The 22,627-nt window shown below is 63.9% G+C and carries 18 protein-coding genes and 2 pseudogenes; 13 read left to right on the top strand and 7 right to left on the bottom strand.

All coding sequences use genetic code 11. The annotated features are described in order from the left end of the window. The 3 genes and pseudogenes from HDG37_RS39630 to HDG37_RS29545 form a co-directional block, all read left to right on the top strand. A pseudogene (locus tag HDG37_RS39630) lies at positions 1–103 on the top strand (IS5/IS1182 family transposase); the annotation flags it as partial. Between the two features lie 73 nt (positions 104–176). Then, positions 177–809, top strand: a complete 633-nt coding sequence (locus tag HDG37_RS29550; RefSeq protein WP_184053813.1) for a glycosyltransferase family 2 protein — start codon at positions 177–179, stop codon at positions 807–809. Positions 810–831: 22 nt separating this feature from the next. After that, on the top strand, positions 832–1,653 hold the full coding sequence (locus HDG37_RS29545; protein ID WP_184053810.1) for a hypothetical protein: 822 nt from the start codon (positions 832–834) through the stop codon (positions 1,651–1,653). A gap of 96 nt (positions 1,654–1,749) precedes the next feature. Here HDG37_RS29545 and HDG37_RS29540 read toward each other — a convergent pair whose 3' ends face one another. Next, positions 1,750–2,832, bottom strand: coding sequence for a tartrate dehydrogenase (locus HDG37_RS29540; protein ID WP_184053807.1), 1,083 nt, complete (start codon positions 2,830–2,832; stop codon positions 1,750–1,752). On the opposite strand from HDG37_RS29540, the gene HDG37_RS40120 reads away from it, so the two are divergent. Continuing rightward, positions 2,804–3,673 (top strand): glycoside hydrolase family protein, encoded by an 870-nt coding sequence (locus tag HDG37_RS40120; RefSeq protein WP_311541619.1) that lies wholly within the window; start codon positions 2,804–2,806, stop codon positions 3,671–3,673. The genes HDG37_RS29540 and HDG37_RS40120 overlap by 29 nt on opposite strands. Then, a complete protein-coding gene (locus tag HDG37_RS29530) occupies positions 3,670–4,098 on the top strand; it encodes a hypothetical protein (RefSeq protein WP_311541618.1) in 429 nt (142 codons plus the stop codon). The genes HDG37_RS40120 and HDG37_RS29530 overlap by 4 nt, the downstream gene beginning before the upstream one ends. Positions 4,099–4,104: 6 nt before the next feature. On the opposite strand, the gene prpR is transcribed toward HDG37_RS29530, so the two are convergent. Beyond that, positions 4,105–6,063: a propionate catabolism operon regulatory protein PrpR gene (gene prpR, locus HDG37_RS29525; protein WP_184053804.1), complete on the bottom strand. Its 1,959-nt coding sequence runs from the start codon at positions 6,061–6,063 to the stop codon at positions 4,105–4,107. A 237-nt stretch (positions 6,064–6,300) separates the two neighbouring features. Between prpR and prpC the strand changes: the two genes are divergently transcribed. The 4 genes from prpC to HDG37_RS29505 all read left to right on the top strand — a co-directional run bounded on the left by prpC (position 6,301) and on the right by HDG37_RS29505 (position 12,928). Beyond that, complete coding sequence (prpC, locus tag HDG37_RS29520; protein ID WP_090809234.1) at positions 6,301–7,470, top strand: 2-methylcitrate synthase; 1,170 nt, start codon at positions 6,301–6,303, stop codon at positions 7,468–7,470. A gap of 112 nt (positions 7,471–7,582) precedes the next feature. Beyond that, a complete protein-coding gene (gene acnD, locus HDG37_RS29515) occupies positions 7,583–10,180 on the top strand; it encodes a Fe/S-dependent 2-methylisocitrate dehydratase AcnD (protein WP_184053802.1) in 2,598 nt (865 codons plus the stop codon). Positions 10,181–10,278: 98 nt separating this feature from the next. Beyond that, positions 10,279–11,466 carry a 2-methylaconitate cis-trans isomerase PrpF gene (prpF, locus tag HDG37_RS29510; RefSeq protein WP_184053799.1) on the top strand — a complete coding sequence of 396 codons (1,188 nt, stop codon included), beginning with the start codon at positions 10,279–10,281 and terminating at the stop codon, positions 11,464–11,466. A 220-nt stretch (positions 11,467–11,686) separates the two neighbouring features. Further along, positions 11,687–12,928 carry an MFS transporter gene (locus HDG37_RS29505; RefSeq protein WP_184053822.1) on the top strand — a complete coding sequence of 414 codons (1,242 nt, stop codon included), beginning with the start codon at positions 11,687–11,689 and terminating at the stop codon, positions 12,926–12,928. A 13-nt stretch (positions 12,929–12,941) separates the two neighbouring features. On the opposite strand, the gene HDG37_RS29500 is transcribed toward HDG37_RS29505, so the two are convergent. Next, a complete protein-coding gene (locus tag HDG37_RS29500; RefSeq protein WP_184053797.1) occupies positions 12,942–13,337 on the bottom strand; it encodes a DUF305 domain-containing protein in 396 nt (131 codons plus the stop codon). 190 nt (positions 13,338–13,527) lie between these two features. On the opposite strand from HDG37_RS29500, the gene HDG37_RS29495 reads away from it, so the two are divergent. Both HDG37_RS29495 and HDG37_RS29490 read left to right on the top strand, forming a co-directional pair. After that, positions 13,528–13,842 carry an antibiotic biosynthesis monooxygenase gene (locus tag HDG37_RS29495; protein ID WP_184053794.1) on the top strand — a complete coding sequence of 105 codons (315 nt, stop codon included), beginning with the start codon at positions 13,528–13,530 and terminating at the stop codon, positions 13,840–13,842. A 78-nt stretch (positions 13,843–13,920) separates the two neighbouring features. Further along, positions 13,921–14,928 carry an NAD(P)-dependent alcohol dehydrogenase gene (locus tag HDG37_RS29490; RefSeq protein ID WP_184053792.1) on the top strand — a complete coding sequence of 336 codons (1,008 nt, stop codon included), beginning with the start codon at positions 13,921–13,923 and terminating at the stop codon, positions 14,926–14,928. Positions 14,929–15,263: 335 nt separating this feature from the next. Here the strand turns inward: HDG37_RS29490 and HDG37_RS29485 are convergent, their stop codons facing one another. Then, a complete protein-coding gene (locus tag HDG37_RS29485; protein ID WP_184053789.1) occupies positions 15,264–15,887 on the bottom strand; it encodes an ATP-binding cassette domain-containing protein in 624 nt (207 codons plus the stop codon). Between the two features lie 128 nt (positions 15,888–16,015). Beyond that, positions 16,016–16,864 (bottom strand): shikimate dehydrogenase, encoded by an 849-nt coding sequence (locus HDG37_RS29480; RefSeq protein WP_184053786.1) that lies wholly within the window; start codon positions 16,862–16,864, stop codon positions 16,016–16,018. Positions 16,865–17,467: 603 nt separating this feature from the next. Between HDG37_RS29480 and HDG37_RS29475 the strand changes: the two genes are divergently transcribed. Next, on the top strand, positions 17,468–19,366 hold the full coding sequence (locus HDG37_RS29475; RefSeq protein WP_184053783.1) for an ATP-dependent metallopeptidase FtsH/Yme1/Tma family protein: 1,899 nt from the start codon (positions 17,468–17,470) through the stop codon (positions 19,364–19,366). Between the two features lie 91 nt (positions 19,367–19,457). On the opposite strand, the gene HDG37_RS29470 is transcribed toward HDG37_RS29475, so the two are convergent. Then, entirely contained in the window at positions 19,458–20,582 is a 1,125-nt protein-coding gene (locus tag HDG37_RS29470; protein WP_184053780.1) for an acyltransferase, read from the bottom strand. A 373-nt stretch (positions 20,583–20,955) separates the two neighbouring features. Here HDG37_RS29470 and HDG37_RS29465 point away from each other — a divergent pair. Next, positions 20,956–21,251, top strand: a pseudogene (locus HDG37_RS29465) (IS6 family transposase); the annotation flags it as partial. Between the two features lie 47 nt (positions 21,252–21,298). On the opposite strand, the gene HDG37_RS29460 reads toward HDG37_RS29465, so the two are convergent. Beyond that, on the bottom strand, positions 21,299–22,627 hold a 1,329-nt coding region (locus tag HDG37_RS29460; protein WP_184053776.1), incomplete at its 5' end, for a YadA family autotransporter adhesin.

Genomic DNA, 22,627 nt, shown 5'->3' with positions numbered 1-22,627 from the left:
CAGAGACTACGAGCGATTGCCTGAAACCCTGGCCGGTTTGCACTTCGTCGTATTGGCCGTGCTTATGCCTGTCCACTTTGCGGCCCTTAACAAAAGTGCCTAACACATTCTCTAATGTCGAAACAGGTTAAACGCCGGACTCTGGGTCGAGCCAGCTACAGAATGGGGATTTGCCTATGACGACGATGAATCTCGTCGTACCGTGCTACAACGAGGAAGAGGTACTTTCCGAGACCAGTAAGCGGCTTCTCGCACTTCTGGAGCGATTGATCGAAGCCGGCGACTTCAGTAAGGAAAGCCGCATCACTTTCATCGATGACGGTTCCCGCGACCACACCTGGTCAATCATTGAAGCGCTGCACGCAAAGAATGCCCGCTGCGGCGGCATCAAACTCTCGCGCAATCGCGGCCATCAGAATGCGCTGCTGGCCGGCCCGATGACGGCTCAGGGCGATGTGCTCGTCAGCCTCGACGCCGATCTTCAGGACGATATCGAAGCCGTTCCGCGCATGCTGGGCGGAATATCAATCGGGTGCGGAAATTGTTTTTGGGGTGCGTCACAAGCGTACGACGGACACATTCTTCAAGCGCGTCACCGCGCGCAACTACGCAACTACTACTACAGGCTGCTCAGGACATTCGGCGTCGATATCCTGCCAGGCCACGCGGATTTTCGGCTGATGAGCCGCAAGACCGTGGAAGCGTTGCGGCAGTTTCAGGAGGTCAATCGTTTCCTGCGCGGCATCATTCCGCTGCTTGGGCTCAAGACGGCGATCGTCGAATACGAGCGCTCCGCGCTTTGCGGGTGAGAGCAAATACCCGCTCAGCAAAATGCTCGCTCTCGCGTTCGACGGCATCACGTCTTTCTCCGCCGTCCCCCTGCAATGGAGTACGCGCATCGGCGCGTTGCTGGCGATCGGTTCGCTGGGCTTCGGCGCATGGGCCGCGTATGTGCGCATCTTCACCAACCTCACCGTGCCCGGCTGGGCATCGACGGTGATTCCGATGTACTTTCTCGGCGGTATCCAGTTGCTCTTCCTCGGCGTGATCGGCGGCTACATCTCGAAGACGTACGCCGAAACCAAGCAGCGTCCTAGTTTCATCATTGAGCGGAGCGGCGCTTGCCGTGCGTCGTCCGGTTTGGCCGGGGGCGCCCTGCCCGGCGTCGCCGTACAAGCGTTGATCATCGCCGGATGCTGGATCTTCTTTGCGGACCAGACGGTTCGTCTGCATCGTTTCGCCGTCGAGAACGCGCCGCTGGACGCGCTGCTGTCGCGGACCGAACCGGATCAACGCGCGCTAAGTCTGATATTCGATCGCGCGAGTCCCGCGTACAGGAGCCCGGCCGCGTACGAGCACCAGTCGCTGTGGTATCAGGCGGAGAAACACGGTTTCGTCGATCCGAACTTCGCGACTTACGTGCCGCAGATCGCGCGCTTCAGGCCGGGCATGATGCCTATGGCCCCGCTGACGCTCGAACACGATCCGGCGGGTTTCGAATGGAATAAGGACAATGGCCGTCTGTACCGCTATTTCTTCGTTCGCAAGGAGGGGCCGTTGCCGAGAGATTTCTTCGCCAATAGCGAATGCGATGTTGCCCTGGTGACGCACGAGGGCGAATGGTCGCTCTACGAGCGGCGCAACTGTCGATGACGGCGCATCCGGCGTTGCGCCGTCATCACTTCATGTCGAACGATCGGCGGCCGGGCATTCGCAGCGCGCTTTGATGGGCCTGGCGCATCGTTCATATCAGGCGAGTTTTGCCGCGATCGCCTCGCCGACTTCGCTCGTGCTTGCCTTGCCGCCGAGGTCGCCGGTGTGCGGACCCTCGATCAGCGTCGCCTCGATCGCCTTCAGGATCGCGTCGTGCGCTTCGCGCTCCTTGCCGCTCGAATGACCGAGGAAGTCGAGCATCATCGCGGCCGACCAGGTCATCGCGATCGGATTCGCGATGTGCTTGCCGGCGATATCGGGTGCCGAGCCGTGCACCGGCTCGAACAGCGACGGAAACTTGCGGTCCGGATTCAGGTTGCCCGACGGCGCGAGGCCGATCGTGCCCGTGCACGCGGGGCCGAGATCGGACAGGATGTCGCCGAACAGATTGGTCGCCACGACCACGTCGAAACGGTCCGGGTTCAGGACGAAACGCGCGCACAGGATGTCGATGTGCTGCTTGTCCCACGTGACGTCCGGATACTGCGCGGCGATGCCGGCCGCGCATTTGTCCCACCACGGCATGCTGATCGCGATGCCGTTGCTCTTCGTTGCGACGGTGATTTTCTTGCGCGCGCGGCGCTGCGCGAGATCGAACGCGAACTTCAGCACGCGCTCGCTGCCATGCCGCGTAAACACCGACTCCTGCAGCACGAACTCGCGCTCGGTGCCTTCGAACATCACGCCGCCCACTGACGAATACTCGCCCTCGGTGTTCTCACGCACGATCCAGAAGTCGATGTCGCCGGCCTTGCGTCCCGCGAGCGGCGAGGGCACGCCCGCAAAAAGCCGTGCGGGCCGCAGATTCACGTACTGGTCGAACTCGCGGCGAAACTTCAGCAGCGACCCCCACAGCGAGATGTGGTCGGGCACGGTGTCGGGCCAGCCGACCGCGCCGAACAGGATCGCATCGGCCGATTGCAGTTGCGCTTTCCAGTCGTCCGGCATCATCTTGCCGTGCTTCGCGTAGTAGTCGCAGCTTGCCCATTCGATGTGCCGATATTCGAGCTCGATGCCGAAGCGTTGCGTCGCGACCTCGAGTACGCGCAGCGCTTCGGGCATTACCTCGACGCCGATGCCGTCGCCCGGGATGACGGCAATCCGGTATTTGTTCGACATGCTGGGCTTCTCCTTTGAAGAATTGGGTTGGGGATGTGGTGGTGGCTATTTTATTCGTGGTGTATTGGTTCGTGCGGTTGGTCGATGCGATGCACTTTCGACTCGGCGCGGCAAGGTAGCACTGGGGCAAAGGTATGAGCGTTCTCGGATGATGCATGCGCAATGGTTGTGGCGGGCGATGAAGCCACGATGGGCGACGGCCCAAAATGAAGTGCATCGCGCTTCAAGTAAGGCAAGCAGTGGTAAATTTGCGTGCCTTTCGGGCGGCGAGCAAGTTGTCCATAGCTCTCACAGGGGCATTTATTTTCGAGGAGATAAGATGGCAGCAGATACCCCGCGCGCAAACGACGCAATGAAGATGAGCGCAGAAGGTTACGCCGCACTGAGGATCAACGAGGGCGTGGTCATGCACTACTACAACGACGCGCCCGTCAACGGAAACTGCACATGGGGCGTAGGAACGCTGGCGCACCTCGGGCCCTGCACGCCTGGGGAGTTGCAGCGCGCGGTCTTGCCCGAACAGGTGAACGCTATCTTAACGGCCCGCGTTCACGACGCCGAGCGGCTCGTTAGGGCAACGGTCACCGAGCACCCACTGACACAGGCGCAGTTCGACGCGGCGGTCTCTTTTGCATATAACTCGACGAATCGGAATACGCGAGAGACGTTGGACCCTGCAAATCGGGGCGATATGGCGGGCGTCGCGCAGCATGTGTCACTCAATGTAATGGTGACCCCGCGCGATCGGCGAGGGCGCCCGATTGGGCCGCCGCGCAGGAGCCGGGGACTCGCGAATCGGCGAGTGCGTGAATCGGCGCCTTTCAGGATGCAGCGGCCGTGACACTCAAACCACTATATCTAGCGCTGATCATTTGCTTGACTGCGACCACCTGCTTCGCGGCCGAGCCGACGGCCACCCCCTCATCATTCAATGGAAAATGGACCGTTACCGATGTGGTTGGATACAGCGATGTTTCCGGAGGCATACCGGAGGCAAAAAAGCTGCTTGGCGAGGTCTTGAGCATATCGACTGGGCAGATCGAATTCGCAGGCGAGCGCTGTCGTCCGCACGGCGGTTTCAACGTCCGCACCGTCAATACCGCGCCGAAGCTCAAGGACTATTACGGTATCAACCTCGAAGATACGGGCTTGCCGCCGAAGACCCTACTGCTGGACAGCGACAATTGCGCGGCCCTATTCCGCATGGATGCGCATCGCGTCGTATTCGGTTGGGACGGCGTGATCGTGCGGGCAGTGAAACCGTAACCATCTCTACCGCCCCGCATTCAACTTGCGCCACAGCGTCGTCTTGCTGATGCCCAACGCGGCGCAAGCCGCATCGCGATCACCGTCGTGAACCGCGAGCACCGCGCGGATTTCATCGGCCTCGACATGACGGCTGCGCTCGCGCAGCGTCAGCGCCGCCGGCTTCGCGCGCGCGATGGGCTCGACGACTTCCGGCGCGATCGCGCGCAGCATGTCGCGCGTGACGAGCGCCGCACTCGCATCGGTGTCCGCATCGCCATCGGCGAGTTCGACCGCGATCCGCTCGATCACGTTCTGCAGCTCGCGCACATTGCCCGGCCACGCATAGCGCCGCAGCGCCGCGCCCAAACCCTCCAGCATGCGAGCGGCAGTCTGCGCGTCGGGCACGCGCGCCGCCAGCCTCGGCTCGCGCGCGGCCGCCTGGCGCAACAGTTCGGCGGCGAGCGGCAGCAGGTCGTTCGGCCGCTCGCGCAGCGGCGGTAGCGCGATGCTGAGGATGTTGAGCCGGTAGTACAGATCGGCACGGAAACTGCCCTCTGCGACGGCGTCGGTCAGCGCGCGATGCGTCGCCGCGACGATGCGGATATCGACGCGCATCGGCTCCGTCGATCCGAGCCGCACCACCTCGCGCTCCTGCAACACGCGCAACAGGCGGCTCTGCAACGGCAACGGCATCTCGCCGATCTCGTCGAGAAACAGCGTGCCGCGATGCGCGACCTCGATTAGCCCCGCCTTGCCGCCCTTGCGCGCGCCGGTGAACGCGCCTTCCTCGTAGCCGAACAGTTCGCTTTCGAGCAGCGCCTCCGGAAACGCGCCGCAATTGATCGCGACGAACGCGAAGTCGCGTCGCGCGCTTAGTTGATGCATGCTCTGCGCGACCATTTCCTTGCCGGTGCCGCTTTCGCCGAGAATCAGCACGGTCGCGTCCGACCTCGCATAACGCACGACGAGCGCGCGCACCCGTTCGATCGATTCCGACGCGCCGACGATATCGTCGAGCCGGTAGCGCGCGGTGAACTGCTGCACGCGTTGACGCGCGCGCAGCGTCCGATCGAGCCGTTCGACCGCGCGCGATTCCTGAAACGTCAGTACGGTGCCCGGCGCCGCGCCGCTGCTTGCGAGCGGCCCGCGATGCACGACATAGCTGGCACCGCGCACCGTGCAGAAGCTGTCGCCCTCCGCGTCCGGCAGACTGCCCGCGAGGTCGGGCGCGAGTTCGAGCAGCGCGCGGCCGACGGCCTTTGCCGCATCGACACCGAGCACGCTCGCGAGCCGCTGGTTCATCAGTTCGACGCGGCCTTGCGCATCGAGCGCGACCACGCCGTCGCGCAGGTGCTGCAGCAGCGTGTCGAGCCGCTGGCGTCGCACGGTTTCGCGGCGCGTCGCCTGCGCGACTTCGAGCGCGGTGTCGAAACCGGCCCGCACCGACGCGCGCGAGTACAGAAACACCGCGCCCATGCCGGCATTCGCGGCGAGGTCGGTGACCATGCCTGGGCCGACCACGACGTCGATGCCACGATCGCTGAGATCGAGCACGACGCTCTCCGCGTCCTGCGCCGACTGATACGACGCGAACGTGACATCGAGCGCGTACGCGGCGGTGAAACGGCGCACTTCGTCGGGCGTGTCGCCGTGCGTGACGAGCGCGACGCGCGCGCCTTCCCGACGCGCGCGGGCGAGCGCATGCATGACGTCGTAGCCGGTCGGACTGATCCGCACCACCGGCACCGACACGCGCGTCTTCAGATACGCGCCGTTCGAGCCGCCCGCGAGCACGACGTCGGGCCGCGCGGCGCCCGCGGCCTCGATTTCGCGCACCGCGTCTTCGAAGGCGTGCGACACGATGCGAACATCCGCGCGTTCCACGTATTCGCCGGCGATGTCGAAGAACAGATCGCGCAGGCGGCTAATGCTGAGCGCCCAGACGCGCGGACGCTGCGGCGGTTCATAAAGAGGCGTGCTCAAGGCGGACGGCTCGCAACGGGATGGTTCGGGACCTCCATTATGCGAGCATTCATTGCCGATTTGAAATCCGGAGTTTCATTAATGAAATCGAGCGTCGGACGGGGTCGCGTCATTGCTTCGCCGGACTGCCGCCAAATCAGGCACTTAGCTGGCCGTGAGCGGGCTGGCCCGTTCCTTGCGTACAAGGCAGCCCAGTCGAAGCAATGGCCAAATTCCAACCCTTTCTGGAGACAATCGATGAGCGAAGCAGACAACAGCACGCCGAACGCAGGCGCTTTCAAACCGAAAAAATCCGTCGCGCTGTCGGGCGTGACTGCGGGCAACACCGCGCTGTGCACGGTCGGCAAGACCGGCAACGATCTGCACTATCGCGGCTATGACATTCTCGACATCGCCGAGGCGTGCGAATTCGAGGAGATCGCTTATCTGCTGGTCCACGGCAAGCTACCGACCCAGGCCGAACTGACCGCGTACAAGACGAAGCTGAAGTCGATGCGCGGCCTGCCGGCCAACGTAAAAGCCGCACTCGAATGGATTCCGGCCGCCGCGCATCCGATGGACGTGATGCGCACCGGCGTGTCGGTGCTCGGCACCGTGCTGCCCGAGAAAGACGATCACAACCTGCCCGGCGCGCGCGATATCGCCGACAAGCTGATGGCCTCGCTCGGCTCGATGCTGCTGTACTGGTATCACTACTCGCACAACGGCAAGCGCATCGAGGTCGAAACCGACGACGATTCGATCGGCGGTCATTTCCTGCATCTGCTGCATGGCGTCGAGCCGTCGAAGGCGTGGGTCGATGCGATGCACGTGTCGCTGAACCTGTATGCGGAGCACGAGTTCAACGCGTCGACGTTCACCGGCCGCGTGATCGCGGGCACGGGCTCGGACATGTACTCGGCGGTCACCGGCGCGATCGGCGCGCTGCGCGGCCCGAAACACGGCGGCGCCAATGAAGCCGCGTTCGAAATCCAGTCGCGCTACCAGACGCCTGACGAAGCCGAAGCCGACATCCGCCGCCGCGTCGAGAACAAGGAAGTCGTGATCGGCTTTGGCCATCCGGTCTACACGATCTCGGACCCGCGCAACAAGATCATCAAGGAAGTCGCGAAGAAGCTGTCGAAGGAAGCGGGCAACACGAAACTGTTCTCGATCGCCGAACGGCTCGAATCGGTGATGTGGGACGCGAAGAAGATGTTCCCGAACCTCGACTGGTTCAGCGCGGTGTCGTATCACATGATGGGCGTGCCGACCGCGATGTTCACGCCGCTGTTCGTGATCTCGCGTACGGCAGGATGGAGCGCGCACATCATCGAGCAGCGCGTCGACAACAAGATCATCCGCCCGAGCGCGAATTACACCGGTCCGGACGATCTGCCGTTCGTGCCGCTGGCGAAGCGCGTTTGACCTGAGGCCGCGAGCTAAACTACCCGCACTGTCCGGCCGGCGCGCGAGCGAAGCGCCGCCCGACGCCGCCGGCATACCGTCCGGCGGCCGATAACCGTCCTGTCCCTACGTCATGAATACTGCCAACCGCAAACGCCTTCCGGGCACCGAGCTCGACTTCTTCGATACGCGTGCCGCGGTCGACAAGATCGAGCCCGGCGCCTACGACAAGCTGCCGTACACGTCACGCGTGCTCGCCGAAAACCTGGTGCGCCGCTGCGACCCGGTGACGCTGACCGCTTCGCTGAAACAGATCATCGAACGCAAGCGCGAGCTCGATTTTCCGTGGTTCCCGGCGCGCGTCGTGTGCCACGACATTCTCGGCCAGACCGCTCTCGTCGATCTGGCGGGTCTGCGCGATGCGATCGCCGCGCAAGGCGGCGATCCGGCGCTCGTGAATCCGGTGGTGCCGACGCAACTGGTCGTCGATCACTCGCTGGCCGTTGAGTGCGGCGGTTTCGATCCGGATGCGTTCGCGAAGAATCGCGCGATCGAAGATCGCCGCAACGAAGACCGCTTCGATTTCATCAACTGGACCAAGCGCGCGTTCCGCAACGTCGACGTGATTCCGCCGGGCAACGGCATCCTGCATCAGATCAACCTCGAACGCATGAGCCCGGTCGTGCAGGTGAAGGACGGTGTCGCGTTTCCCGACACGCTGGTCGGCACCGACTCGCATACGCCGATGGTCGATGCGCTCGGCGTGATCGCGATCGGCGTCGGCGGCCTCGAAGCCGAGAGCGTGATGCTCGGCCGCGCGTCGTACATGCGGCTGCCCGATATCGTCGGCGTGGAGCTGGGCGGCAAGCCGGGCGAGGGCATTACCGCGACCGACGTGGTTCTGTCGTTGACCGAGTTCTTGCGCAAAGAGAAGGTGGTCGGCGCGTACCTCGAGTTTTACGGCGAGGGCGCGGCGAATTTGACGCTGGGCGATCGCGCGACGATCGCGAACATGGCGCCCGAGTTCGGCGCGACCGCCGCAATGTTCTACATCGACGAGCAGACGATCCGCTATCTGAAGCTGACCGGCCGCGACGACGAACTCGTCGAACTCGTGGAAACGTATGCGAAGCAAACCGGCTTGTGGGCCGATACGCTGAAGCACGCCGAATACGAGCGCGTGCTCGAGTTCGATCTGTCGAGCGTGGTGCGCACGCTCGCGGGGCCGTCGAATCCGCATCGCCGCTTGCCGGTGTCGGAGCTGGCCGCGCGCGGCATCAGCGGCAAGGTCGAGAACGAGCCCGGTCTGATGCCGGACGGCGCGGTGATCATCGCCGCGATCACGAGCTGCACCAACACGAACAATCCGCGCAACATGATCGCGGCGGGCCTGGTCGCGCGCAACGCGAATCGGCGCGGACTCGTTCGCAAGCCGTGGGTCAAGAGCTCGCTCGCACCGGGCTCGAAGGCGGTCACGCTGTATCTGGAAGAGGCGGGGCTCTTGCCTGAACTCGAACAGCTCGGCTTCGGCGTGGTCGCGTATGCGTGCACGTCGTGCAACGGCATGTCCGGCGCATTGGACCCGGTGATCCAGAAGGAGGTGATCGAGCGCGATCTGTATGCGACCGCCGTGCTGTCGGGCAACCGCAACTTCGACGGCCGGATCCACCCCTACGCGAAGCAGGCTTTTCTCGCGTCGCCGCCGCTGGTCGTCGCCTATGCGATCGCGGGCACGATCCGCTTCGACATCGAGAAGGACGTGCTCGGCGTCGATGCGGACGGTCATGCGGTCACGCTGAAAGATCTGTGGCCGTTGGATGCGGAGATCGATGCGATCGTCGCCGCGAGCGTGAAGCCGGAGCAATTCCGCAAAGTGTATGAACCGATGTTCGCGGTCTCCGCCGACACCGGCGCGAAGGCCGACCCGCTGTACGACTGGCGCGAAGAAAGCACCTATATTCGCCGCCCGCCGTACTGGGAAGGCGCGCTCGCCGGCGAGCGCACGCTGAAAGGTATGCGCGCGTTGGCCGTGCTCGGCGACAACATCACGACGGACCACCTGTCGCCGTCGAACGCGATTCTGCCCGACAGCGCGGCCGGCGAATACCTGACGAAAATGGGCCTGCCCGAAGAGGACTTCAATTCGTACGCGACGCACCGCGGCGATCACCTGACCGCGCAGCGCGCGACCTTCGCGAACCCGACGCTGATGAACGAAATGGTGGTCGAGAACGGCCAGGTGAAGGCCGGTTCGCTCGCGCGTATTGAGCCCGAAGGCAAGGTCACGCGCATGTGGGAAGCGATCGAAACGTATATGGAGCGTAAGCAGCCGCTGATCGTCATCGCGGGCGCCGACTATGGCCAGGGGTCGTCGCGCGACTGGGCCGCGAAGGGCGTGCGGCTGGCTGGCACCGAAGCGATCGTCGCGGAAGGCTTCGAGCGGATTCACCGCACGAACCTCGTCGGCATGGGCGTGTTGCCGCTCGAATTCAAGCCGGGCGTGAATCGCCTGACGCTTGGCATCGACGGCACGGAGACGTTCGATGTGATCGGCGAGCGCAAGCCGCGCGCCGATCTGACGCTGGTGATTCATCGCCGCAACGGCGAGCGCGTCGAAGTGCCGGTGACGTGCCGGCTCGATACGGCCGAAGAGGTGTCGATCTACGAAGCCGGTGGCGTGCTGCAGCGTTTCGCGCAGGACTTTCTCGAGTCGACCAGAGCGGCGGCTTGACGCGCGTTTTGCAGTGAACGTCACGACAGACCAGGGCGATGCGGCTTGACGAGCCGCATCGCCCTTCATCAAAGAACATGTCACCTCAGGACACTTTCATGGCCCACCTTCCCCAGATCAAGATTCCGGCCACCTATTTGCGCGGCGGCACCAGCAAGGGCGTGTTTTTCCGTCTGCAGGATCTGCCCGAGACTGCGCAGCGACCGGGCGCCGCGCGCGACGCGCTGCTGATGCGCGTGATCGGCAGTCCCGATCCGTACGGCAAGCAGATCGACGGCATGGGCGGCGCGACGTCGAGCACCAGCAAGACCGTGATCGTTTCGCGCAGCAGCCGGCCCGATCACGACGTCGATTACCTGTTCGGTCAAGTGTCGATCGACAAGGCGTTCGTCGACTGGAGCGGCAATTGCGGCAACCTGTCGGCCGCGGTGGGACCGTTCGCGATCAGCGCGGGCCTCGTCGAGGCGAGCCGCGTGCCGCGTGACGGCGTCGCGATCGTGCGCATCTGGCAGGCCAATATCGGCAAGACGATCATCGCGCATGTGCCGATGAGCGATGGCGCCGTGCAGGAAACCGGCGACTTCGAACTCGACGGCGTGACCTTCCCGGCCGCCGAGGTGCCGCTCGAATTCATGGACCCGGCCGCCGACGAAGAAGGCGCGGGCGGCGCGATGTTCCCGACCGGCAACCTCGTCGACGACCTGGAAGTGCCGGGCGTCGGCACGTTGAAGGTGACGATGATCAACGCGGGCATCCCGACGATCTTCGTCGACGCCGAGGCGATCGGCTACAAGGGCACCGAGTTGCAGGACGCGATCAACAGCGACGCGAAGGCGCTCGCGATGTTCGAGACGATTCGCGCGCATGGCGCGCTGCGCATGGGGCTGATCAAACATCTCGATGAGATCGCGACGCGGCAGCACACGCCGAAGGTCGCGTTCGTCGCGAAGCCGGTCGATTACGTGGCGTCGAGCGGCAAGCCGGTGCGCGCGGGCGACGTCGACCTGTTGGTGCGCGCCATGTCGATGGGCAAGCTGCATCACGCGATGATGGGCACGGCGGCGGTCGCGATCGGCACCGCGGCGGCGATCGCGGGCACGCTCGTCAATCAGGCGGCGGGCGGCGGCGAGCGTGAGTCGGTGCGCTTCGGGCATCCGTCGGGCACGTTGCGCGTCGGCGCGCAGGCGAGTCAGAAGGACGGCGAGTGGGTCGTCACGAAGGCGATCATGAGCCGCAGCGCGCGCGTGTTGATGGAGGGGTGGGTCAGGGTGCCGCAGCAGGGCTGAGGCGGCGCCGATGTCGGCCAACGTCAGCGGCACGGAAGGCTATGTAGAGCAGGCCGCCGCGCTCGCGGCGATGGGGCATACGGTGCTCGCGGTCGAACCGGACGACGCATTGCGCAACGCGGCCGATGCAAACCTTCGCGTCGTCTACAATGGCCGCTTCGGCCGCGCTCCCATAACCACTCCCCAGCGGCCGACTCAGTCCCGACGCAGAGGAGCCACGATGCAGAACAGGCTGGACGCCGACGCAACGAAGTCCGGCGACGCGGCGCACGACATCGCGCGCGCGAGACGCGCGGTGCTCGTGATCGCGCTTGCGCAATTGCTCGGTACGTCGTTGTGGTTCAGCGCGAACGGCGCGATGCGCGATCTGCAGATCGCCTGGCATCTGAGCGCGTCCGGAATCGGCTGGCTGACGAATGCGGTGCAGGCTGGCTTTATCGTCGGGACCTTGCTGTCGGCGACCACCGGACTCGCCGATCGCGTGTCGGCGAGCAAGGTGTTCGCCGTCTGCGGCGTGCTCGGCGCGACCTTGAATGCGCTGTTCGCGCTGTGCAGCAGCGGGCTCGCGTCGGCGCTCGTGTTTCGCTTCGGCGTGGGCGTCGCGCTTGCCGGCATCTATCCGCTCGGCATGAAGCTGCTCGTTACGTGGGACCCGCGCCGCGCCGCGCAGACGCTCGCGTTGCTCGTTGCGATGCTGACGCTCGGCACGGCGTCGGTGCATGCGATTCGTGCGTTGCTCTCGAGCGTGCCGTGGCAAACCGTGGTGCTGACTTCGTCGGGACTCGCGGTGATCGGCGCGTTGCTGGTGTTCGTGCTCGGCGAAGGGCCGCACGCGCGGCGCTCGGGCAGCCGACGCTTCGGTTTGTCGGCGGGCGTCGGGCAGGTCGTGCGCATCAGCGAGTTTCGCTCGGCCGCGCTCGGCTATTTCGGTCACATGTGGGAGTTGTACGCGTTCTGGACGCTGACGCCGCTGCTCGTGCAGCGCGCGTTCGCGAGCGGGGCGCCGGCGACGCCGGGCACCGTCGCGTTGTGGTCGTTCCTGATCATCGCGATCGGTGCGCTCGGCTGCCTGTTCGGCGGCAGACTCAGCCAGGTGGTCGGCAGCGCGCGTACCGCCGCTCTCGCGCTGATGATATCGGGCACGCTGTGCGCGATTTATCCGCTGACCACGGGGCTCGGCACCGCCGCGCAGCTCGGGTTACTACTCGTGTGGGGCGTCAGCGTGATCGCCGATTCGCCGCAGTTTTCGGCGCTGTCCGTGAAGGCCTGTCCCGCCGACAAGATCGGCGGCGCGCTGACGCTGCAGAACAGTTTCGGCTTTTTCCTGTCCGCCTGCTCGATCCTGTGGTCGACCAGCGTATTTCACGCGCTCGACGTGCGCGTCGCATGGCTGCTGCTGCCTGGGCCGATCATCGGTCTGATCGCGATGACGCCGCTGTTGCGCAAGCAGCCACGCTGGTGATGCTCGCGCTGCGTTACTTGCCGCCGTGCTTTTTCTGCCAGCGCTGCATGAACGCGATCTCGTCATGCTGCGCCTTGATGATGTTGCGCGCGAGCCGCTTGATCTCCGGGTCCTTGCCGTATTTCAACTCCGCCTGCGCCATCCCGATCGCGCCCTGGTGATGCGGGATCATGTGCGCGACGAAATCCCGGTCGGCGTCGCCGGTGTATTCGGGGGCGCTCATCTCATGCATCATGCGCTCGTCGGCGGCCTTGAAGGCTTGCGTCGATGCGCCCGCGTCGGTATGCGCCGAATCCGGCATGTCCATGCCGGGCATGCCCTGATGTTGCGCGTGAGCGGGCAGAGCCGCCGCCGCGAATGCCAAACCGCCGAACACACACAGAGCGCGCAACGCGCGAAGGTATTTCATATTGGTTTTCCGTTGTTGAAGAGAGTGGCGACGTGATCCGCGCGATTCTAACGGTCACGTCGGACATCGTGGAGCTTCCTGCCGTGGTAAGGTCAAGCGGAGGCAAAGCAACGTACGCCTATAATGAAACGCGACTGGATGACCAAGCCAGCATCATTGGCAGCATCACTCACTCAACGAGGCTGACAGCATGTACATCGCGATGAACCGCTTCAAGGTGGCGCCCGGCTCCGAGGACGCTTTCGAACATCTGTGGACCACCCGCGACACCCATCTGAAAGAGGTGCCGGGCTTTGTGGAATTTCATTTGCTGAAGGGACCGCGCAAGGACGATCACGTGCTCTATTCGAGCCATACGATCTGGCGCGACTATGGATCGTTCGAGACATGGACGAAGTCCGACGCGTTTCGTGCCGCGCATCGCAGTGCCGGTAACGAAAGCCGCGTGCTGTATCTCGGCCACCCGGAATTCGAAGGCTTCGAAGTCATCCAGACCGTCAAATAGCGCGGTGCTCGCGCGGCGCCTGCATGCCTGTTCATCGAGCTGCTCACGGCAGCGCACCACTCACCAAGGATCGAAAACATGAAAGCCGTCAGAATCGGTTCGCCCGCCACAGTCGATAGCCTGCAGGTCGTCGATCTCGCCGATCCCGGTCAGCCCGAGGCCGGGCAGATTCGCGTGCGCATTCGTGCTAGTTCGTTGAACTACCACGACTACGGCGTCGTCTGCGGCAATCTGCCGGCCGAAGCGGGCCGCATCCCGATGGCCGATGGCGCGGGCGTCGTCGAAGCGGTCGGCGCAGGCGTGCGCGAATTCAAGGCCGGCGATCACGTCGTGTCCTGCTTCTTCCCACACTGGGAAAACGGTTCGCCCGCGATCGGCGATTTTGCGACCACCCCCGGCGACGGCGTCGACGGCTACGCGCGCGAAATCGTCGTGCTGCCGAGCCACTACTTCACGCATGCGCCGGCCGGCTACAGCCACGCCGAAGCGGCGACGCTGACCACGGCGGGGCTGACCGCGTGGCGCGCGCTGGTCGTCGATGGTCAGTTGAAGGCAGGCAGCAGCGTGCTCGTGCTCGGCACCGGCGGCGTGTCGATCTTCGGCTTGCAGATGGCGAGGGCGATGGGGGCGTCGGTGATCGCGACGTCGTCGTCGAATGCGAAGCTCGCGAAGCTGCGCGAACTGGGTGCGGACCATACGATCAACTATCGCGACAATCCCGAGTGGGGCAAAGAAGTGCGTCACATCACCAACGGGCGCGGCGTCGATCACGTGGTCGAGGTGGGTGGTCCCGGCACGCTGCCGCAGTCGATCACCGCATGCCGCATCGGCGGGCACATCGCGCTGATCGGCGTGCTGACCGGCCGCGCGGGTCCGGTGCCGACCGCGCATCTGATGGCGCGGCAACAGCGTCTGCAAGGGCTGATCGTCGGCAGCCGGCAGGATCAGATCGACATGGTGCGCGCGCTGGAGACCACGGGCATCAAGCCGGTGATCGACAGCACGTTCGCGTTGGACAAGCTCGCCGACGCGTTCCGGCACGAGGCATCGGGTGCGCACTTCGGCAAGATTTGTGTGGCGATCTGAGGATTCAACGCTCGCGCCCGGCCCGCATGACCCGCGGGATCGCTAGGGCCTGTTCACGCTAATAACGTGCTTGCGAACGTGCCTTTGCGCGCGTAGTGCAAGGAGAGAGGAGCGCCGTTTGGCCGAGCCAAACAAGCGACGACCGACGCCGCAATACGGGCGCAAAGGCACGTTCCCCTGTATTAAAAAAACCTTCAAGGGGCTGGCCGCCAGAAGGGCCGATCGCCGCGTCATGCTCCTTGCGAATACGTCGAGTATTCGTTGCGTCGCAATCCTTGCGCTCGGCCCTTCTGGCGGCCAGCGCAAGCCCGTTATTAGCGTGAACAGGCCCTAGCTCAGATGCCCCTCGCGAGGTCCGCGAAACAGACACCCGTCGCCTCGCAGGCCTGCGTGAACCCTTCGTCGTAACTCGTGAAAAACAGCGTGCGCGTCGTGCCGAGCGTTCTGAACAGCTCGGCGAGCACCGCGCGCGCTGACGCGTCGAGTCCGCCGGCCGGTTCGTCGGCGATCAGCACGCGGGTTTCGCCGAGCGCGGCCGCCGTCAGAAACACCTTTTTGCGGCTGCCATACGACATCTGCTCGAAACGTTTGTCCAGATGTGGCGCGAGGCCGAAGCGTCCGGCGAGCGCGAGCACGTCGTCGGTCAGCGCGGTGTGCCGCGCCGCCGCAACCTGCCGCAGATAATCGCGGCCGGTCTGATCGGGCCAGCTCATGCTGTCTTCCGGCACATACGTGAGCAGCGCTTGCGCGGCATGCGGCGCGGCGCGCAGCGGATGACCGCCGAGCCATACGTCGCCGGTGTCGGGTTCGAGCGCGCCGGCAAGGATGGCGAGCAACGTCGATTTGCCGCTGCCGGATTCATCGTTCAACGCGACGCAGCCGGACGTCGCGTCGAAGTGCAGTCCTTCGAACAGGACGCGGTCGCTATAGCGCTTGCTGAGGTTGTCGAATCGAAGCATGGGTTGGCGCGCGGAGGGCGATGTGAACGCGGCGCAGGGTTGCACCACGCCTCGTGCATGCCGTGCGGGATCTGCGCCACGGCAATTTCGCGCCAGTGTAGCAGCGCGCGCCTGGTTCCTTCGCGCCGTTACGCAGACGTCGGCGTCTCCAGAAAGAACTCCACCATCCGATCACACACGCGTTCGAACATCTGCGTGCCCGTCACGGTCGGGCAACCGCGCGCGCATGCCGCTTCGATCAGCGGCGTAAGTGGCGGTTTCGTTACGACATCGCCGACAAAAGTCGTGGCCGGCAAGCGCGCGACGTCGATCGGCAACGAATCGCCCGCGCGCATGCCGAGCGGCGACGCGTTGACGAGCACGTCATACGGACTCGGGTCGAGGTCGGCCGCCGCACCGCGCGCCTTGCCTCGGCCGAGCGCATTGAGCCGTGCGGTCAGCGAACCGGTGCGTTCGACGTCGTTGTCGCGCACGTCGAGCGAGCCGACGCCGCGCTGAATCAGCGCATGGCCGATCGCCGAGCCCGCGCCGCCCGCGCCGACCAGCAGCGCGCGCTTGCCCCGTAGTTCGCAGCCCGCCGCGACGAGCGCCGCAACGAAGCCGGTGCCGTCGAACATGCCGCCATGCCAGCCGCCATCGGCGTTGCGGCGCAGCGTGTTGACCGCGCCAAGGAACGCGGCTTCTTCGGCGAGCGTCGCGCAATAGCTCGCCGCGCTGAATTTGTGCGGCACCGTGATGATCACGCCGTCGACGTTGCGCATCGGCGCGATGCCCGCGAAAAAAGCCGGCAGATCGGCTGGCGCGACGTGCGCGGGCACCACCAGCGCATCGCGGCCGGCCGAACGCAACGCGGCGGTCACGCCGGACGGCGAGCGCACCTGCGCAATCGGATCGCCGACGATGAAATACACGCGCGTCGCGCCGCTCAGACCCGCGTCGAGCGACGCCGCGAAGGAAGGGGTTTCAGCCCGCTGCATAGTCGAACCTCCTGAGTGCAGCGTAGGAAAGAACCGTCGATGCCGCTCGGCGCCGGCGCCCAAAAAGCAGAACCTGAGAGAAAGTGTCGATGACGCGAACGGGTCCGTAGAGAGCCGTCGCTCATCCTGCCAGCTGATTCCAAAATCCTGACTTAATCGTGGCCTATTTTCAGATCATTTAGGTCCGTTAATTACGCTTTGTCAGTAATTGTGACTGATTTTAATTGGGGTGCGGTTAGATATAGACATTAAAAACACGCGCTGCTTTTTACGCTGATAAACTGTGCGCGGAGCCAAGGCGGCGACGCCCTACGCGCGCTTCCCGCGTCCCCTTCCGGCGTGTCGATGGCCGGATAAACGGTGCAAATAGGCCTTTTCCGCGACTTTGACAGAGGCGTACCGCCGGCATACTACCTTCGGCTAAACACGGCTCACCGGGACGCAAAGATCGTCGTCCTTCTGAATTGTCCTTTGAGCCTCGCCGTGTGGCGCTTCGCCCGAGCCGATTTTCCGCAGACTCCGCCTTCCGATTTCGACAGGTAAGTTTGACAGACAGCTTGATTAAGTAAGGGCTTGTTCAAGTCCGCATTTTGGAAATGACTCATGAAGCCGGGAAATAATTCGCTTGGGAAAAAGCGCGCACGCAAAATTGCGGTGGCGGCTGTGGCGGTGCTGATCGCGGTGTTGGTCGGTTGGGGCGCCTGGTATATCCAGCATCGCGCCGAGCCGCAGGCGCCGGCGCTGAGCGGCATTGCGAGCCAGATGCGTCACGATGCATCCGCGTGGACGCATGCGGAGAAGGATGCGTCGACGATGCTGCGCGACATTCACGACACCAACGTCGCGGCGATCGGCGTGAGTCCCAACGCGATTCTGGTGTCGCTGCGTGACGGCTCGAAGTACTTCGTCACCGATCACAACGCAACCTTCTCGCACGCGCTGCTGCTGGGCGAGCGCTCCGACGCCGCCGCGTATCAGCTCGTGTGGCTGCCCGACGTCGACATCCACAGCGACGGCGCACGCTGGACGCAACTGTTCGAACAGTTCCGCGACGCGCTGAGCGTGCTGCTGCCGCTCGTGCTGATCGGCGGCATGGCGTGGTTCATGCGACGCGAGATGAAGGGCGGCGCGAAGCTGCTCAGCGAAACACCGACGCTGCGTTTCGACGACGTGATCGGCGCGAACGAAGCGAAGGCCGCGCTCGCCGACATTCGCGGTTACCTGTCCGATCCGAAGCAGTTCTCGTCGCTGGGCGTGCGCGCGCCGTGCGGCATCCTGATGGTCGGCGCGCCCGGCGTCGGCAAGACTCGGCTCGCTCAGGCGCTGGCCGGCGAATGCGGTGCGAACTTCATTTCGATCACGGGCAGCTATTTCAGCGCGAAGTACTACGGTGTCGGTATCCAGAAGGTGCGGCACCTGTTCGAACTCGCGCGCAAGAACGCGCCGACAGTCATCTTCATCGACGAAGCGGACGGTCTCGCGAAACGAACCGACACCGGCGGTGGTCCGGTCGAAGCCGAAAGCAACCGGATCATCAACCAGCTGCTCGCGGAGATGGACGGCTTCGAGTCGAACGAGGGCGTGATCGTCGTGGCCGCGACCAACCATCCCGACAATCTCGACGAAGCATTGCGCCGCCCCGGCCGTTTCGATCGCACGGTGCAGGTGCGTCTGCCGGATCGCGAAGACCGCGCCAAGATTTTCCGTTTCTACGCGCAGCGGCTGAAGTCGAAAGCGGCGGATATCGACTACGACCAGCTCGCGCGCTTGACGACTGGACTGTCGCCGGCCACCGTCGCGATGGTCGTGAATCAGGCGGGGCTGATCGCGCGCAAGGCGGGCGATAACGAAATCGCCGCGAAGCACTTCATGGAAGCGATCAAGATCGCGCGCATCGGTGACGTGAGCGGCGCCGAGCGCGCGCTCACCGAGGACGAGCGCAAGCGGATCGCGGTGCATGAGGCGGGGCACGGTCTGGTCGCCGCGCTGCTTGGCACCGGCGTGCTCGAGGAAGTGACCATCCTGCCGCGTGGCGGCGCGCTTGGCGTCGCGCTGATCACGAAGGCGCAGGACAAGCACCTGTACCGCGAAACGGAAATCCGCAACGAGATCCAGGTGCTGCTCGGCGGACGCAACGCGGAGATTCTGATGTTCTCCGAAGCATCGAGCGGCGCCGCGTCGGACTTGCAGGAGGCCTCGCGTATCAGCCTCGACATGGTGTCGAAGTTCGGCTTCAACAGCGACGGAGATCTGTTCAGTCTCGCGGCGCTGCCGTCGCAGTATGCGGGCCTGCAAATGAAGAGCGCAATCGAGCATGCGAACGTGCTGCTCAAGGAGCTCAACGAACTTTGCTACGGGCTACTGCACGCGTACGAGCCGGTACTGCGCGACATTTCGGACCAGTTGCTCGAGCACGAGACCGTACCCGGGGACACCGTTTATCGGTTCATCGCCGAGCACAAGAGCACGCTGAAGATCGTGCAGGAGCCTGCGGCGGCTTGACGGGCCTGATGATGCGCTACGCGAAGTCCGACGATCCCGGGTCGGTCGGCATCGCGGGAAAGCGCCGCGCGCATCGACCTGGTTCGATCTTTCAGGCTACGTCGGAAGCGACGTTCTCCGCCGCTTTCAATACCGATTCGCCGCGCGTCTTCACTCGCAAAATCGGCGCCTCGATCAACCGCCACGACAGCATCGCAATGCCAAGCGAAATCGCAAACGACGCGACGATGCCAAGCATATGTGCCCACATCGGCACGCTGCCGCCAAACAACGCCTCGGCGTGACGGTTACGCGTCAGATCGGGGATCAGGTTGTGATACAGATAGAAACCGTAACTGATACGCCCAAGACCGGCGAGCCAACGCGTCTGTAGCAGACCCATCACGGCAGCATTGCGGCAACACGCGATCGAAGCCACCAGCGCCGCGATACCGATCCCGTACGTTGCGCTGATCGCGGTAAACAGCAAGGGATCGTCGAGCATGTTCCACCTCGGCTCGGCCGCGCACAAACCGATCACGACCAGACTCAGCGCGAACAGCGTCAGGCCATGGCCGAGCCAGGCACGCATGCGGCCGCGATCGTCCTCGATCACCAGACCACCGATGCCGCCCAACGCGAGCAACCAGACATTGCTCAACGGGTGCGTATAGATCGTGATCTCATCCCAATGCGCGGCGCGCATCGCGAACAGCGCGGCAAGGCCGAGCGCCACGATCGCCCAACATGCCGCTCGATGTCGCCGCGTCGCGAGCAGCAGCAAAAACGGCGCAACGACGAGATAGAACTGCTCCTCGATCGCGAGGCTCCACAAGTGCGAATAGCGGCCCGGCCAGTAACGCAGCACCGAGCCGATCCAGAAGTTGGACAGATACGCGAAGTGAAACGGCATGCCGCTCGCCAGTTCCGGATTCGCGAGGCCAAATGCCATCAGCACGCACATCACGACGAGCATCAGGTAATAGATCGGAAAGATGCGCACCGTGCGACGAAACAGAAAGCGCCCGAGTTCGGTGCGGAAACAGCTGTCGCCCTCTTCGATGCGCGCGCGCCGCGACGACAGGATGCCGATGATCAGAAAGCCGCTCAGCGCAAAGAAGATCCACACGCCGAGATGCCCGATTTCGCCGATGTCGCCGAAGAGTCGATGCTGCAGAAACACCATCAGCACAGCGATAGCGCGCAATCCATCGAATCCGGCAATTCTGTTTTTCATAAACCTCTATTCGCAAAGCGGCGGAAAAGCACGAAAACATCGTACGGGGAAAAAATGCGAAAAAAATCGCAGCGCGCGTTCGATGATTTATTTTCGAGGCTCGCGTTCCGTCCATGAAGACGGGTGTCCCTGTTTCGTGCATGAAAAGCCGCAAAACTTTCCGCGTGTTCGCTAAAGACGCGCCGAGTATTACCAGTCGCCAACGACTCCATGTCAGAAAGCCGTTGTGAAAGCGAACATTAGAGGCGCATCGTCAGCGCCTTCGCCTGCGTCATAGGTGATGCATTGAACGATCGAGTCTTTTGTTGTTCGCACAGGTCGGCACGCTGATGGGCACTGTCACGTTGCTGAGATGTCCGAGTAAGATCGCGTGATGAAGAATGAAAAATCGCTTTACCACGGTCATCGCTTTCCAGCGGCGGTCATCAGTTCCGCGGTCCGCTGGTATTTCAGGTTTCAGCTCAGCCTGCGTGATATCGAAGAGCTGCTATTCGAGCGGGGGTTATCGTCAGCTACGAAACAGTCCGACGCTGGTGCGATAAATTCGGTGCCCGTTTCGCCCACCGTGTGAAAGCGGCGCGTCGCAAGCCCGGCACGACATGGCACCTTGACGAAGTATTTGTGACGTTGCGCGGCGAGCCTTACCTGCTGTGGCGCGCTGTTGATCAATCGTGAAAAAGCGGGAGAGGGCACACGCACCCTTTCCCGCCGACCGCTTACCACTGATACGAGGCACCAATCCCGGCAGTCGTGCCACCCGCGGACATCCCAACACCCGCTTTCACCTTGATGTTGTCCTTGATACGAGCCGTACCGCCCAGTGCGATCGCCTGATAACCGTTGTAAGTCGCTGCCGCGATACCGAACGACAGTTTCTTGCCTTGATCGACTTCTGGAATCATCGTCAGCGCGGTAGCGGCGGCGATTCCCGAGTAGGCGTTCCTGGCGAGATTGTTGACCGCCTGGTTGGTCGCGTTGATACGCTGATCGGTGTAGTTGTTGGCCTGCTGAACGCCTTGTGCGACCGAGCTGTTCATCTGACCGACATTGACTGCATCCGTGTCCGCCGTACCCGCTGCGACGTTGGTGATCTGGCGTTCGTGACCCGCTGAACCCACCGATACCGAGTTATCGCGATCCGTCACCGAGCCCTGACCCAACGCCACCGAGTTCGCATTGCCAGCCTGCGAGCCCGTGCCGATCGCCGTCGAGTTGACGCCGGTCGCCGCCGCATTGGTGCCCACTGCCACCGCGTTCTCTGCTGCGGCGCTGGCGTTTGCCCCAACCACCGTGCTGCCCGCACCGGTACCCGGCATCGCCGCGTTAGCCACTGCTTCACTGTTGCGGTCCGACGACGAAACATCCGGGGTGACCGGCTGGATGTTCGACACCTGGGAACCGAGATCCTTCACCTGGCCGTTGAGATCCGTCACCTGGTCCTGCAACGCCGACAGCTGGCCGTAGTTTACCGCGTCATACTGGCTCGTGCCGTTCGCCACATTGGTCAGGATCACCGGACCTGCGCTCTGGCCTCCACCCAGCGTCACGGAACCGAAGTTCACCGAACCGTCACCGTTACGGTCGTACTGCACCGCGCCCGACAGTTGCGTGCCGACATCGCCCACCTGGTTCTGCAGCTTCGTGATGTCCGTGGTGTTCTGCGTGACCCGGTCATCCAGGTTGGTGACGGCATCGCCTACGCTATGCACGGTCGTACCGCCCACGCTGTAGCTCGGTGCGCTGATCGTGCCGTCCGCGTTCACGGTCGAGCCGCCACCCAGACCAGCGGCCACGCTCGCCGAGTTCGCATACAGCTGGCTGCCGTTGACGGCTTCCTTGCTGCCCGCTGCAATCGCACCGTCGGCAACGCCGCTCAGCGAGCGCGCGCCATCGGTGCCACCGAAGTCCACCGTCGTGCCGTCCAGGTCCCTGGCCACCGTGATGGCCTTGCTGGTCGCGTCCTGCTGCACCAGGCCGACGCTGCCGCCGTCCAGCTGCTGCGTCAGGTTCGTGACCGAGCCTTCCACGTTGGTCACGCGGCCGTC

The sequence above is a fragment of the Paraburkholderia sp. MM5384-R2 genome (assembly GCF_014201025.1).
Taxonomy (GTDB): Bacteria; Pseudomonadota; Gammaproteobacteria; order Burkholderiales; family Burkholderiaceae; genus Paraburkholderia; species Paraburkholderia tuberum.
The sequence above is the reverse complement of the archived record's forward strand: the minus strand, read 5'-3'. Positions and strand labels throughout refer to the sequence as shown.

Bases quoted from the DNA above. Each gene is read 5' to 3' on its own strand.
- prpF (WP_184053799.1), top strand. From the start codon at position 10,279: ATGGCCCACCTTCCCCAGATCAAGATTCCGGCCACCTATTTGCGCGGC.
- HDG37_RS29505 (WP_184053822.1), top strand. From the start codon at position 11,687: ATGCAGAACAGGCTGGACGCCGACGCAACGAAGTCCGGCGACGCGGCG.
- HDG37_RS40120 (WP_311541619.1), top strand. From the start codon at position 2,804: ATGACGGCAATCCGGTATTTGTTCGACATGCTGGGCTTCTCCTTTGAA.
- prpC (WP_090809234.1), top strand. From the start codon at position 6,301: ATGAGCGAAGCAGACAACAGCACGCCGAACGCAGGCGCTTTCAAACCG.
- HDG37_RS29550 (WP_184053813.1), top strand. From the start codon at position 177: ATGACGACGATGAATCTCGTCGTACCGTGCTACAACGAGGAAGAGGTA.
- HDG37_RS29480 (WP_184053786.1), bottom strand. From the start codon at position 16,864: ATGCAGCGGGCTGAAACCCCTTCCTTCGCGGCGTCGCTCGACGCGGGT.
- HDG37_RS29490 (WP_184053792.1), top strand. From the start codon at position 13,921: ATGAAAGCCGTCAGAATCGGTTCGCCCGCCACAGTCGATAGCCTGCAG.
- HDG37_RS29540 (WP_184053807.1), bottom strand. From the start codon at position 2,832: ATGTCGAACAAATACCGGATTGCCGTCATCCCGGGCGACGGCATCGGC.
- HDG37_RS29475 (WP_184053783.1), top strand. From the start codon at position 17,468: ATGAAGCCGGGAAATAATTCGCTTGGGAAAAAGCGCGCACGCAAAATT.
- HDG37_RS29500 (WP_184053797.1), bottom strand. From the start codon at position 13,337: ATGAAATACCTTCGCGCGTTGCGCGCTCTGTGTGTGTTCGGCGGTTTG.
- HDG37_RS29545 (WP_184053810.1), top strand. From the start codon at position 832: ATGCTCGCTCTCGCGTTCGACGGCATCACGTCTTTCTCCGCCGTCCCC.
- acnD (WP_184053802.1), top strand. From the start codon at position 7,583: ATGAATACTGCCAACCGCAAACGCCTTCCGGGCACCGAGCTCGACTTC.
- HDG37_RS29470 (WP_184053780.1), bottom strand. From the start codon at position 20,582: ATGAAAAACAGAATTGCCGGATTCGATGGATTGCGCGCTATCGCTGTG.
- HDG37_RS29495 (WP_184053794.1), top strand. From the start codon at position 13,528: ATGTACATCGCGATGAACCGCTTCAAGGTGGCGCCCGGCTCCGAGGAC.
- HDG37_RS29485 (WP_184053789.1), bottom strand. From the start codon at position 15,887: ATGCTTCGATTCGACAACCTCAGCAAGCGCTATAGCGACCGCGTCCTG.